The organism is Actinomadura nitritigenes, assembly GCF_017573545.1.
GTDB classification, from domain to species: Bacteria; Actinomycetota; Actinomycetes; order Streptosporangiales; family Streptosporangiaceae; genus Spirillospora; species Spirillospora nitritigenes.
Map to the genome: position 1 here is coordinate 81,367 of NZ_JAGEOK010000003.1, position 12,034 is coordinate 93,400.

Here is a 12,034-nt window from a genome sequence, read left to right on the forward strand (position 1 = left end):
TCATGAGAGTAACCAAGGAGCGTCCGGGTTCCGGGGACGGCGAACGGGCGTGTTGCCCATACCGGACGAGCGGGAACGACGCGGCCCGGGACGGCCGCGCGCGGTGCGCGGCACGGCCGTCCCGGGCGGCGGCTACACCTCGACGACCACCGGGATGATCATGGGGCGGCGGCGGTAGTTGTCGCTCACCCACTTGCCGACCGTGCGCCGGATCAGCTGGTTGATCTGGTGCGTGTCGTTCACGGCGTCGCCGGCCGCGCCGGCCAGCACGCCCTCGATCCGCTCGATGATCTCGTCGAAGTCCTCGTTGACGATGCCGGCGCCGCGGGCGTGCACCTCGGGCCCGGCCACCAGCTTGCCGGAGGTCGAGTCGATGCCGACGACGATGGAGACGAAGCCCTCCTCGCCGAGGATCCGCCGGTCCTTCAGCGAGGTCTCGGTGACCTCGCCGACCGACAGGCCGTCCACGTAGACGTACCCGGCCGGGACGGCGCCGACGATCCGGGCCCGCCCGTCCACCAGGTCGACGACGACGCCGTCCTCGGCGATGACGATGTTGTCGTCCGGCACGCCGGTGAGCGCGGCGAGCTTGGCGTGCGCCCGCAGGTGCCGCCACTCGCCGTGGATCGGCATGAAGTTGCCCGGCTTCGTCACGTTCAGCACGTACAGCAGCTCGCCCGCCGACGCGTGCCCGGACACGTGCACCAGCGCGTTGCCCTTGTGCACGATCCGCGCGCCCCACCGGGTGAGGCCGTTGATGACGCGGTTGACCGCGTTCTCGTTGCCCGGGATGAGCGAGGACGCCAGCATCACGGTGTCGCGGTCGGTGATGCGGATCGAGTGGTCGCGGTTGGCCATCCGCGACAGCGCCGACATCGGCTCGCCCTGCGAGCCGGTGCACACCAGCACCAGCCGGTCGCCGGGGATGTCGTCCAGCTCCTTCTGGTCGACCATCACGTCCTCGGGGACGTTCAGGTAGCCCAGTTCGCGGGCGACGCCCATGTTGCGCACCATCGAGCGGCCGACGAAGCAGACCTTGCGGCCGTTGGCGACGGCCGCGTCCAGCACCTGCTGCACACGGTGGATGTGCGAGGCGAAGCAGGCGACGATGAGCCGCTCCTGCGCGGTGCGGAACACCTCGTCGACGACCGGGCCGATGTTGCGCTCGCTGGTGACGAAGCCCGGGACCTCGGCGTTGGTCGAGTCCGACAGCAGCAGGTCGATGCCCTCGGTGCCGAGCCGGGCGAACCCGGGCAGGTCGGTGAGCCGGCCGTCCAGCGGCAGCTGGTCCATCTTGAAGTCGCCGGTGTGCAGGACGAGCCCGGCGGACGTGCGGACGGCGAGCGCGAGCGCGTCCGGGATCGAGTGGTTGACGGCGAAGAACTCGCAGTCGAACGGCCCGAACGTGCGCCGGTCGCCCTCGGCCACCACGTCGGTGACCGGCTTGATGCGGTGCTCGGTGAGCTTGGCCTCCAGCAGGGCCAGCGTGAGCCTCGAGCCGACCAGCGGGATGTCGCGGCGCTCGCGCAGCAGGTACGGGACCGCGCCGATGTGGTCCTCGTGCCCGTGCGTGAGGACGACGGCCTCGATGTCGTCGAGGCGGTCCCTGATGTACTCGAAGTCCGGCAGTATCAGGTCGACGCCGGGCTGCTCGGTCTCGGGGAAGAGCACGCCGCAGTCGACGACGAGCAGGCGACCGCCGTACTCGTAGACCGTCATGTTGCGGCCGATCTCCCCCAGCCCGCCGAGCGCGACGATGCGCAGACCGCCCTCGGGCGGCGCGGGCGGGTGCGAGAGCTCCGGGTGAGGATGGCTCACCGGGCGACCTCCGGAATGACGACCTCCGGCACTTTGACTCCCCCTATCGTGAGGTCTTCACGCAGGCGCGCCGCGAACTCCGGCGTGGCCTCCACCAGCGGGGCGCGCAGCGGGCCGCCCCCGGGAAGGCCCAGCAGGTTCAGCGCTGCCTTGACGGCGATGGCGCCCTGCGTACGGGTCATGATCGCGGTGACCACGGGCAGCAGCCGCCGGTGGATCTCCAGCGCCCGCCCATGCTCACCGGCGCGGTATGCGTCGATCATCTCATGGAGTTCGATTCCCACGACATGGCCGACCACGCTGACGAACCCGGCGGCGCCGACCGACAGCCAGGGCAGGTTCAGCACGTCGTCGCCGGAGTACCAGACCAGGTCGGTCTCCGCCATCACCCGGGAGGCGCCGAACAGGTCGCCCTTGGCGTCCTTGACGGCGATGATCCGCGGATGCTCGGCGAGCTGCATCAGCGTGTCGTTCTGGATCGGCACCCCGGCGCGCCCCGGGATGTCGTAGAGCATGTTGGGCAGCCCCGTCGCGTCGGCCACCGCCGAGAAGTGGCGGAGCAGGCCCTCCTGCGGAGGCTTGTTGTAGTACGGGGTGACCACGAGCAGACCGTGCGCGCCGGCGGCCTCGGCCTGCCGCGCGAGTTTCAGGGTGTGCTCGGTGTGGTTGGTTCCGGCACCGGCGACGATCACGGCGCGGTCGCCGACCGCCTCGATGACCGCGCGCAGAAGCTTGCTCTTCTCGTCGTCGCTCGTCGTCGGCGACTCGCCGGTCGTCCCGTTGACGACCAGGCCGTCGTGGCGCCGCTCGTCGACCAGGTGGGTCGCGAGGCGTGCGGCGCCGTCGTAGTCGACTCCGCCGTCCGGCAGGAACGGCGTGACCATCGCGGTCAGCATCCGCCCGAACGGGGCGTCGGTCGTTGTGCTGGGTGCCATGCATCGAACGGTACCGTTCCGGCCGCCGGGTTGGAGCCGCAGGTGGAGGGGTTCGGCGGCCGGGTCGGGACGGGAGCGCCGGCGGCCCTCCGGGCCGGGCTCGGAGCGGGCATGGAAGAAGCCGCCGCCACACGCTCGGGGGTACGCGTGGCGGCGGCTCCCACACCCGACATCGTGGCACGCAAATGCCTCGTTACGGGGTCAGTCCGGCCACTTCCCGGACTCGGTTGGATAACGTGACCCTCCGGTCAGTTCGCGCAGCCGGCCGCGCAGTTCCTCGACGTCCGGCGTGCGCACGAGATCATTGCCCCGGACCGCCCACCAGTGGCCGGATCCGCCCCGCCCGATCCGCCATCCGGTGAACTCGGCTGACAGCTCGCTGAGCCGGTCGGCGTCATGCCACGCGGTCTGCTGAATGCGCATCGGCCTCGTCCTCGCTTCCTTGCCAGCCGACGGTACGGCCCGCTCTACCGCACCGATGCGTACCCCGCCGATGTCCGGCTATACACCCCTTCTCAGCTGGGCGGACGGAGAAATCGGTACGTAGTCGGCCGGGTTTCTCAGCGGCCAACTTTTTCTGTCGCCGCGGGCAGCCATGTCGCGCGATATCGGGCCCATTCGGCCGGCGTGGTGGTCCAGTCCGCGTACACGCCGACGCCGTACGGACGCTTCGGCGGGCGTTTGAGCTCGCCGATTCCGCGCCGTACACCACGAAGGGCGACGGTGAGATTCTCAGCCCAGTCCATCAAGGGCCGATATGTGGGCACGCCCATGAAGACCGTGACCCGATCGCCGATCAGTTCGAGGGTGTGGCGGGTGTGCCGGGCGAAGTGCCAGCCCGCGAGCGACTGCGTCGGCAGGGAAACGTCGTAGGCCATGACGGCCACCTGGTCGACGCGCGCGGCGACCTTCCGCAGGAAGGCGTCGGTCGGACGCGGCGGGTAGTGCCACGGCCCGGTACGCGGGAGCAGGGCCTTGTAGACGGGCTGCGCCGCGTCGACGAGCGTCGACTGCTCCAGCGCCACCGACAGCAGGCGGCCGCGGGAGCGGGTCAGCGCGCGGGTCGCGTCCAGCAGCGCGAGGAACGCGCCGTCGTCGGGGTAGATCGGCTCGAAGTCGTAGTGGACGCCGTCGAACCCGAGGTCGAGGAAGGCCGCGTCGGTCCGCAGCACCCGTTCCCGGACGGCGGGGTCGTCCAGGTCGATGACCCCCTTGCCCTCGACCTCCCGGATCTGGCCGAGGTACGCCTGGACTCGCACCCCCGGCGCGTACCGGTGGACGGCCTTGGCGAGCGGCCCCGCGTACCGGTACTTGGCCGCGGGGACCGTCCCGTCCGCCTCGAACGGCCCGGCATGGAAGAACACGTCGGTGATGCGGTTCTGCTCGAGGAGCTCCGCGAGGGCCCGGTACTCGGCGTCGGTGTGCGGCTCCCCCACCCACTGGTGCCTGGCCCACAGCGCGTTCGCCTCGGTGCCGCGCGCCTCCGGCTCGGGCTGCCACCACGTCCACGCGCCGGCGAGGGTGAGCGCGACCAGCCCCAGCACGTACGCGGCCGTCCAGCCCGCCCACCGCAGCGCACCGCGCCATTTCCCGCCAGAACGCCTGATCCCCGTCATTTAGCAATGATCGCGTATCGGTCCGGCACATCGGACGAACCGGAGCCCGCCGGGTCCGCGTGCGGCAAGCCGGAGGGCACGCGCCGGCCATGGGTCGATCATGATTGTCCCCGAACCGCGCGGCGGGCGCGGCAAGCGTTGACAACGGGGGAATTCTTGGGTGACGAGGCGGCCTAGCGGTGCCGGGCCCCCGGTCTCGACTGGGTCTCTGTTGGGGGGCCGCCCCGATCCTGTTCCGAATACCGGGATGGAGGTCGAACCGACATGCGAGCACGACCGGACCAGGCCGAACCGAGACCCCTGCTACCGACGAAGTCGGCCCGGGGGCGGGGGGTCGTTCCCCCTCGAGAGGCACTGCTCAGCACCCGGGCGCTCCTGATCGTCCTCGTGGCGATCGGCGCCGGCGCTCTGACCGCAATGGCACCGCAGGCCGCGATCCCGATCGGGGTCGGAGTCGGCGTCGTCACCCTGCTGGCCCAGATCGTCAAAGACTGAACCGTCGAGGACCGATATTTCTCCGGCGGCGCGTTCGGCGCCGGGCGCCCGGCGCCGAACGCACCGCCATCAGAAGACCGGGATGATGTCCGCCGCCTCGATGCCGGTGACGTCCACGCCGGAGATGTCCAGCTCGGGGATCGCGGGGAACTCGATGCCCCAGCGCTCCACGATCGCGCGGACCCGGGCGATCGCGACCCGCCAGTTCTCCGCCTGCTCGTCGAACGACAGCACGCCGAGACCCGCGTCGCGGGCGTGGTCCATCAGCACGCGGTGGTTGTGCAGGAAGTAGGGCGGCAGGTCCCAGAAGCCCTCCGGCGGCTCCCAGAGGATCATCGACAGGAACACGAAGCCGGCCCGCAGCTGCTTGGTGATCTGGCCCTTCACGTCCTCGGTGAGGCCGGGCCACTCGTTCTCCAGGATCGTCATGCAGATCTGCAGGTGCCGCGACTCGTCCCGGCCGATCCGCTTGAACATCTCGCCGAACAGCGGGTGCCGGGTGCCGGACGCCATGCCGCGGAACAGCGTGGACGCGGCCATCTCCCCCATCATGAAGCTGGTGAACAGCACGGCCAGCGAGTACCTGCGGACGGCGCTGTTGTAGCCCTGCCAGTAGCGGCCGCCGTTGTGGTAGAGCCAGCCGATGTTGTTGTGCGCGGCCTTCTCCAGGTCGGTCCGCGGCGTCCAGTCGAGCGGGCCGCCCGGCCAGATCCGCGCGATCGACCGCTGGCAGCACTCCTCGTGGTTCATCTCGTCGCGGGTGATCGAGAAGAAGCACTTGCGGACCGGGTCCTCCTCGTGCTGCTCGAACGCGTGGATGGTCGCGCGGGCGAACACCGCGGGCCCGGAGGCGTCGAAGTTGGCGAGCACCGCGAACCAGTACATGAGCCCGAGGCGCTGCTCCGGCGGGAAGCCGTCCGGGCGCAGCTCGTCCCAGGGCAGGTCGGCGGGGTTCCAGACGGTCCGCTTCGACTTCTCGTAGATCGCGGCGAGCTTGTCGGTCTCGACCCGCCACTCCATCGGGTAGATGTTCGGCTGCGGGATGTCCGGGGCGGGCCAGAACCCGCCCTCAGGAACGGTCGGCTTGTCGGCCATGGAAGGCTCCTCGATGGTCACCGTCTCGTGACGCCCTACCGTCCATTGTCGGCGACCCGGTCGCGACCGGGAAGGCGGCGGGGGCGCGGCGCACCCGCGTCCGCTGGGTGAGGGCCACGCAGACGAGGACACCGGCGGCGCCCACCGCCGTCACCGCGTCGATCGACTCGCCGAGCAGCAGCCACGACCAGCCGAGCGTCATCACCGGCTGGGCGAGCTGCACCTGGCTCGCGCGGGCGATCCCGGCCCGCGCCAGCCCCTCGTACCAGGCGAAGAAGCCGAGGTAGGCGGAGAAGGCGGTCACGTAGCCGAAGCCGAGCGCGGCGTGGCCCGTCCAGTGCGGGCGGGTCGTCGCGAGCAGGAGGCCGGTCACCGGGACCGTGATCGGCGCGGCCAGGACGAGCGCCCAGGAGATCACCCGCCAGCCGGGCATGTCGCGGGCGAGGCGGCCGCCCTCGGCGTAGCCCGCGGCTGCGGCCAGCAGCGCGCCGAACAGCAGCAGGTCGGCGGCGCTGAACCGGCCGGCGCCGCGGACCAGCGCGAAGCCGGTGACGCAGGCGGCCCCGGCGGCGCCGGCGAGCCAGAAGGCGCGGGACGGGCGCTCGCCCGCGCGCAGCGCGCCGAGGACGGCGGTCGCCGCCGGCAGCAGCCCGACCACGACGGCCGAGTGGGAGGACGAGGCGCCCCGGTCGAGCGCGAGCGTGGACAGGATCGGGAACCCGAAGACCACCCCGGCGGCCGCGACGGCGAGCGCACCCCACTCGCGGCCGCGCGGCCGGCGGGCCCGGACCGATAGCAGTGCGATCGCGGCGAGGACGCTCGCGGCGGCCGACCGGCCGACCCCGATCAGGTAGGGGTCGAGGCCCTCCAGTCCGTACTCCGTGCCCGGAAGGGTGAAAGAGAAGATCAGCACGCCCAGTGCGGCGAGCCAGATGCCGAGCCCCGGCCTCGTGCCCGCTACCGGGCTGGGTGCAGTAGCGCTATCCTTGGTACTCATGAACAACGATAGCAGTGTGGCGGCTCTCGCCGACGCGCTGCGCACCGAGGTGGGCCGGCTGAGCCCGGGCGAGCGCCTGCCGTCGAGCCGGGCGCTGGTCGAGCGGCACCGCGTCAGCCCCGTCACGGTGTCGCGGGCCATCGGGCTGCTCGCCGCCGAGGGGCTGGTCGTCACGCGCCCGGGCGCGGGCGCCTTCGCCGCGCGGCGGCCCTCCCCCGCGTCCGAGCCCGCCGACTTCGGCTGGCAGGCGGTGGCGCTGGCGGGCCGCTCGGTGGACGCGGCGGGCGTGTCCTGGCTGCTCACCCCGCCGCCGGAGGGCACCGTCGCGCTCAGCGGCGGCTACCCGCACCCGAGCCTGCAGCCGGTCCGCGCCCTGGCGAACGCCGCGGGGCGGGCGGCCCGGCGGCCGAGCGCGTGGGACATGCCCCGGCCCGGCGGCGTGCCCGAGCTGCGCGCCTGGTTCGCCCGCGGCGTCGGCGGCGGCGTGTCCCCCGGCGACGTGACCGTCACCAACGGCGGGCAGCAGTCGCTCACGACCGTGCTGCGGGCGCTGCTCCCGCCCGGCGCGCCCGTCCTGGTCGAGTCGCCGACGTACCTCGGCGTGCTGGCCGTCGCGCGGGCGAGCGGGCTGCGGCCCGTCCCCGTGCCGGTGGACGCCGAGGGCGTCCGCCCCGACCTGCTCGCCGAGGCGTTCGCGATGAGCGGCGCGCGGGCGTTCTACTGCCAGCCGGCCTTCCACAACCCGACCGGGGCGGTGCTGAGCGCCGAACGGCGCGCGCGGGTCCTCGACGTCGCGCGCGCCGCCGGCGCCTTCGTCGTCGAGGACGACTACGCGCGGCACCTCGGCATCGACCCGCCCCCGCCGCCGCTGATCGCGCAGGACGCCGACGGCCGGGTCGTGCACATCGCCTCGCTCACCAAGGCCACCGCGCCGAGCCTGCGGATCGCCGCGGTGATCGCGCGCGGCCCGGTCGCCGAGCGGATCCGCGCGACGCAGCTCGTCGAGGAGTTCTTCCCGGCCCGTCCGCTGCAGGAGACGCTGCTCGAGCTCGTCAGCTCGCCGGGCTGGCCGCGGCACCTGCGGGCGATCCGCACGGCGCTGCCTGCGCGCCGCGACGCACTGCGCGCCGCGCTCGCCCGGGACCTGCCGGAGCTGCGCCCGAACCGTCCGGCGGGCGGCCTCCACCTGTGGGTCCGGCTGCCGGACGGCGTCGACGACGTCGCGGTCGCCGACGCCGCCCTGCGCGCGGGCGTCCTGGTCAGCGCCGGGCGGCCGTTCTTCCCCGCCGAGCCGCCGGCGCCGTTCCTGCGGCTGAGCTACGGCAGCGCGTCGTCGGAGGCGGAGCTGGCGGAGGGCGTCCGGCGCCTCGCCACCGTCCTGCGCTGACGGCCCGCCCGGAGGCCGGCGCGCCGTGCGGTCAGGGCGCCGTGCGGTCGGGCCCCCGGGTCGTCAGGGCGCCGTGCAGAAGCAGAACTCGTTGCCCTCCGGGTCGCGCCACACCCGGAACGGGGCCCGCGGGTCGCCCATCGGCCCGCCGGCCGGGGTCGCGCCGAGCCGCGCGGCGCGCTCGCCGGCGGCGTGGATGTCGGGGACGTCCAGGTCGAAGTGGATCCGGTTCTTGATCGCCTTGCGCTCCGGGACGCGCTGGAACGACAGCACCGGGCCGCCCTCGCCGGCCGGCTCCAGGTCGAGCCAGTCGTCCTCGGCGGCGGCGGTCCGCACGCCGAGCAGCCCGCCCCAGAACGCGGCCAGCGCCTTCGGGTCGGCGCAGTCGACCACGACGCCGAGCTTCAGGCCGGTCATCGGGCTCCTCCCACGGGACGGGCGATCCGCGCCGAGCGCGCGGTGGCGCGCCGGCAGTGCACCGGCTCAGGGCGGCGGACCGGACGCGCCGGAAGCAGGGCGCGGAGCCGGGCGCGCCTGCGCGCCGCGCGCTCCCTCGCCAGGGCGCCGGCGGTGAGCCGCGCCTCGACGATGTCGGCCTGCAGCCGCGCGAACTCCCGCCCGGCCCAGGCGTGCCGGGCCGCGAGGCCCGCCAGGTACGGCAGCGCGTTCATCGCGCCTCCCTTCGTTGACACCAGTGAAACGGTAACGATGGTGTCGGAATCGCGCAACCAGTAAAAGACGTTCACTGGTGTCGACGGTTGGTAGGCTGCTCACGGACGGGTGGAGGGACCGATGGCGGACGCGCAGACCGACGACCCGGCCCTGCTGCTGCAGGACTTCGTCAACACGCTGGACCTCGACTCCGGCGCCGAGGGCCTCCCCGCGCCGGAGGCGCTGGCCGGATGGCTGGCCGGGCGCGGGCTCGTCCCGCCCGGGACGCCCGCCGGGCCCGCCGACCTGAGCACCGCGATCACCCTGCGCGAGGGCCTGCGCGAGGCCATGGCCGCCCACCACGGGCCGCAGGAGGCCGACTTCCCCGGCGATCTGGACGACGCGCTCGCCGCGCTGCCGCTGCGCGTCGACCTGACCGGGCCGCGGCCCGCGCTCGTCCCGCTCGACCCGCCCGCGACCGCCGCCGCGGGACTCGCCCGCCTCGCCGCCGCGATCATGGACGCGGCCGCCGCCGGGACGTGGCCGCGCCTCAAGGTCTGCCAGGAGGGCACCTGCCGCTGGGCGTTCCTCGACACGTCCAAGAACCGGTCGCGGTCCTGGTGCTCGATGCGCACCTGCGGCAACCGCACCAAGACCCGCGCCTACCGGGCCCGCAACCGCGCCTGAGCCGGTGCCGGGCCCTAGGGTGTGCGGTGATCGTCCAGGAGAGGGGCTGCCATGACCGCTGGTGGGGCCGATGCGGGGGTGCGGGACGCGCGGCGCGCGGACGCGGCCGCCGTCGCCGACATCCAGGTGCGCGCCTGGCGGCAGGCCTACCGCGACCTGCTCCCCGCCGGCGTCCTCGAGCGGGTGACCGGCCCGGACGCCCTGGAGGCGTGGCGGGAGCGCTGGGCGGACGCGGCGGCGAACCCGCCGAGCCCGCGGCACCGGCTGCTCGTCGCGGTCGCGTCCGACCTGGTCGTGGGGTTCGCGGCGCACGCCCCCGCCGAGGACGCCGACCTCGACGCCGCCACCACGGCCGAGCTGATCACGCTGCTGGTCGACCCGCTGCACGCCCGCGCCGGGCACGGCAGCCGGCTGCTCGCCGCCACCGTCGACCTGCTCCGCGAGGACGGCTTCACCACCCTGATCAGCTGGGTCTTCGAGAAGGACGAGGTCATCCGGCGGTTCCTCGGCGGCGCGGGCTGGGCGCCCGACGGGACGGCCCGCACCCTCGACATGGGCGAGCCCGTCCGGCAGATCCGGCTCCACACCGACATCGCCGTCCGGTAGCGGCGCCGTCCGGCGGGGGCCGGTGAGGGGCACGGGCCGTCCGGCCATATCGTTGAGGCCGTGCCCGAGTCCACCTCCCTGACGCCGCATGCCCCGGCGACGCCGCCGAGCGCCGACCACCGCCGGTGGCTCGGCATGGTCGTCATCAGCCTGGGCGTCTCGCTGGTCGTCGTGGACGCCACCATCGTCGGCGTGCTGCTGCCGCGGATCGTGTCCGACCTGGACCTGACGACCGCCGGCGCGGAGTGGATCACCTCGGTGTACTCGCTGGTGTTCGCGGCCCTGCTGATCCCGTTCGGCCGGGCCGGCGACCTGTTCGGGCGGCGCCGGATGTTCGTGCTCGGCGTGGCGGTGTTCGCGGTCGCGAGCCTGGCCGCCGCGGCGGCGGGCGGCGGCGGCGCGCTGGTGGCCGCGCGGGCGGCGCAGGGCGTCGGCGCGTCGATGATCCTGCCCGCGACGCTGTCCACGGTGAACGCGGTGTTCACCGGACGGGACCGTGCCGTCGCGTTCGGGATCTGGGGCTCGATGATCAGCGGGATGGCCGCGCTCGGGCCGCTGGTCGGCGGGGCCGTCGCGACCGGCGGCGGCTGGCGCTGGGCGTTCGGGATCAACGTCCCGCTCGGCGCGGCCCTCATCGCGGGCGCGTTCCGGCTGATGCCGGAGACCCGCGCCGCGGGCACGGCCGCGCGGGGGGCGCTCCGCGAGATCGACTGGTCCGGGGCGGCGCTGTCGGCGCTCGGGCTCGCCGCCCTGGTGTGCGGGCTGATCGAGGGCCAGACGTACGGCTGGTGGGCGGCCACCCGGCGGTTCTCGGTGGCCGGGTTCGACTGGCCGGGCACGGCGGTGTCGCCCGTCCCGGTGGTGATCGCGCTCGGGATCGTGCTGATCGCGGCGCTGGTGGTCGTCGAGCGGGCGCGGGCGGCGGCGGGCCGTCCGGTGATGCTGGACCTCGACCTGTTCCGGATCCCGAACTTCCGGCACGGCAACCTCGCCTCGTCCCTGATCAACGTGGGCGAGCTGGGGCTGCTGTTCATCCTGCCGCTGTTCCTGCTGGGCGTGCACGGCACGAACCCGCTGCAGATCAGCGTCGCGATCCTGCCGCTGGCCGTCGGGGCGTTCCTCACCGGCGGGTACGCGGGCAGGCTCGCCAACAAGCGCGGCGCGCACCGGGTCGTGCAGATCGGCATGGTGCTGGAGGTCGCCGCCGTCCTCGCCCTCGGCGTCACCGTGTCCGCGACCACCGGCGGATTCGGGCTCGCGCCCTGGATGCTGCTGTACGGCCTGGGCCTCGGCCTGACGTCGGCGCAGCTGACGAACGTCTCGCTCGCGGACGTCCCGCCGGGGCAGGCCGGGCAGGCCTCCGGCACGCAGTCCACCGCGCGGCAGGTCGGCGCGGCCCTCGGCATCGCCCTGATCGGGACGGTGTTCGCCACGAGCCTCGGGCACGCGATGAGCGACCGGCTCGCCGGGACGGCGCTGGCGCCGGACGTGCAGGCGTCGGTGACCCGGCACCTGCGCGAGAGCGCCGGGACGTACGGACGTGATCTTCACGACAGTCCCGGCACGGCGGTCGAGGCGCACGCCGCGGACGCGAGCCTCGCCGTCGCGACCAGGCACGCCGCGCTCACGACCGCCGCGATCCTCGCCGCCGGGCTGGCCCTCTCGCTCCGGCTGCGCCCGAGCACTGATCGACATCGGGAAGAATCGGAACCCCAGGGCGGCTGACACCCCCTGAACCCCTGTCGTC

The 12,034-nt window shown here is 73.8% G+C and carries 12 protein-coding genes; 4 read left to right on the forward strand and 8 right to left on the reverse strand.

Translation table 11 applies throughout. From position 1 onward, the window contains the following. Positions 1-132 precede the first annotated feature (132 nt). The 6 genes from J4557_RS04800 to J4557_RS04825 all read right to left on the reverse strand — a co-directional run bounded on the left by J4557_RS04800 (position 133) and on the right by J4557_RS04825 (position 6,956). Positions 133-1,818, reverse strand: a complete 1,686-nt coding sequence (locus J4557_RS04800) for a ribonuclease J (RefSeq protein WP_208265126.1) — start codon at positions 1,816-1,818, stop codon at positions 133-135. Next, on the reverse strand, positions 1,815-2,753 hold the full coding sequence (dapA, locus tag J4557_RS04805) for a 4-hydroxy-tetrahydrodipicolinate synthase (protein ID WP_208265127.1): 939 nt from the start codon (positions 2,751-2,753) through the stop codon (positions 1,815-1,817). Before dapA ends, J4557_RS04800 begins: the two co-directional genes overlap by 4 nt. 201 nt (positions 2,754-2,954) lie before the next feature. Then, positions 2,955-3,176 (reverse strand): hypothetical protein, encoded by a 222-nt coding sequence (locus J4557_RS04810; protein ID WP_208242688.1) that lies wholly within the window; start codon positions 3,174-3,176, stop codon positions 2,955-2,957. 137 nt (positions 3,177-3,313) lie between these two features. After that, positions 3,314-4,369: a glycoside hydrolase family 18 protein gene (locus J4557_RS04815; protein WP_243775308.1), complete on the reverse strand. Its 1,056-nt coding sequence runs from the start codon at positions 4,367-4,369 to the stop codon at positions 3,314-3,316. A 564-nt stretch (positions 4,370-4,933) separates the two neighbouring features. Further along, positions 4,934-5,959: a hypothetical protein gene (locus tag J4557_RS04820; RefSeq protein WP_208265128.1), complete on the reverse strand. Its 1,026-nt coding sequence runs from the start codon at positions 5,957-5,959 to the stop codon at positions 4,934-4,936. Then, a complete protein-coding gene (locus J4557_RS04825; RefSeq protein ID WP_208265129.1) occupies positions 5,934-6,956 on the reverse strand; it encodes a DMT family transporter in 1,023 nt (340 codons plus the stop codon). Before J4557_RS04825 ends, J4557_RS04820 begins: the two co-directional genes overlap by 26 nt. Here J4557_RS04825 and J4557_RS04830 point away from each other — a divergent pair. Further along, the gene (locus J4557_RS04830) at positions 6,955-8,343 is read left to right on the forward strand and encodes an aminotransferase-like domain-containing protein (protein WP_208265130.1); all 1,389 of its coding nucleotides are present in this window, start codon (positions 6,955-6,957) and stop codon (positions 8,341-8,343) included. The genes J4557_RS04825 and J4557_RS04830 overlap by 2 nt on opposite strands. Before the next feature lie 63 nt (positions 8,344-8,406). On the opposite strand, the gene J4557_RS04835 is transcribed toward J4557_RS04830, so the two are convergent. Then, positions 8,407-8,760, reverse strand: coding sequence for a VOC family protein (locus tag J4557_RS04835; RefSeq protein WP_208265131.1), 354 nt, complete (start codon positions 8,758-8,760; stop codon positions 8,407-8,409). Next, positions 8,757-9,035 (reverse strand): hypothetical protein, encoded by a 279-nt coding sequence (locus tag J4557_RS04840; RefSeq protein ID WP_208265132.1) that lies wholly within the window; start codon positions 9,033-9,035, stop codon positions 8,757-8,759. Before J4557_RS04840 ends, J4557_RS04835 begins: the two co-directional genes overlap by 4 nt. A 100-nt stretch (positions 9,036-9,135) precedes the next feature. Here J4557_RS04840 and J4557_RS04845 point away from each other — a divergent pair, with 100 nt between their 5' ends. From J4557_RS04845 to J4557_RS04855, 3 genes are read left to right on the forward strand one after another with little or no spacing between them, the layout of a single operon-like run. After that, positions 9,136-9,681 (forward strand): CGNR zinc finger domain-containing protein, encoded by a 546-nt coding sequence (locus tag J4557_RS04845; protein ID WP_208265133.1) that lies wholly within the window; start codon positions 9,136-9,138, stop codon positions 9,679-9,681. A 51-nt stretch (positions 9,682-9,732) separates the two neighbouring features. Beyond that, the gene (locus tag J4557_RS04850; RefSeq protein ID WP_208265134.1) at positions 9,733-10,287 is read left to right on the forward strand and encodes a GNAT family N-acetyltransferase; all 555 of its coding nucleotides are present in this window, start codon (positions 9,733-9,735) and stop codon (positions 10,285-10,287) included. Positions 10,288-10,347: 60 nt separating this feature from the next. After that, a complete protein-coding gene (locus tag J4557_RS04855; protein ID WP_307799406.1) occupies positions 10,348-12,012 on the forward strand; it encodes an MFS transporter in 1,665 nt (554 codons plus the stop codon). Positions 12,013-12,034: the final 22 nt, after the last annotated feature.

Bases quoted from the DNA above. Each gene is read 5' to 3' on its own strand.
- dapA (WP_208265127.1), bottom strand. From the start codon at position 2,753: ATGGCACCCAGCACAACGACCGACGCCCCGTTCGGGCGGATGCTGACC.
- J4557_RS04815 (WP_243775308.1), bottom strand. From the start codon at position 4,369: ATGACGGGGATCAGGCGTTCTGGCGGGAAATGGCGCGGTGCGCTGCGG.
- J4557_RS04825 (WP_208265129.1), bottom strand. From the start codon at position 6,956: ATGAGTACCAAGGATAGCGCTACTGCACCCAGCCCGGTAGCGGGCACG.
- J4557_RS04845 (WP_208265133.1), top strand. From the start codon at position 9,136: ATGGCGGACGCGCAGACCGACGACCCGGCCCTGCTGCTGCAGGACTTC.
- J4557_RS04830 (WP_208265130.1), top strand. From the start codon at position 6,955: ATGAACAACGATAGCAGTGTGGCGGCTCTCGCCGACGCGCTGCGCACC.
- J4557_RS04835 (WP_208265131.1), bottom strand. From the start codon at position 8,760: ATGACCGGCCTGAAGCTCGGCGTCGTGGTCGACTGCGCCGACCCGAAG.
- J4557_RS04850 (WP_208265134.1), top strand. From the start codon at position 9,733: ATGACCGCTGGTGGGGCCGATGCGGGGGTGCGGGACGCGCGGCGCGCG.
- J4557_RS04810 (WP_208242688.1), bottom strand. From the start codon at position 3,176: ATGCGCATTCAGCAGACCGCGTGGCATGACGCCGACCGGCTCAGCGAG.
- J4557_RS04820 (WP_208265128.1), bottom strand. From the start codon at position 5,959: ATGGCCGACAAGCCGACCGTTCCTGAGGGCGGGTTCTGGCCCGCCCCG.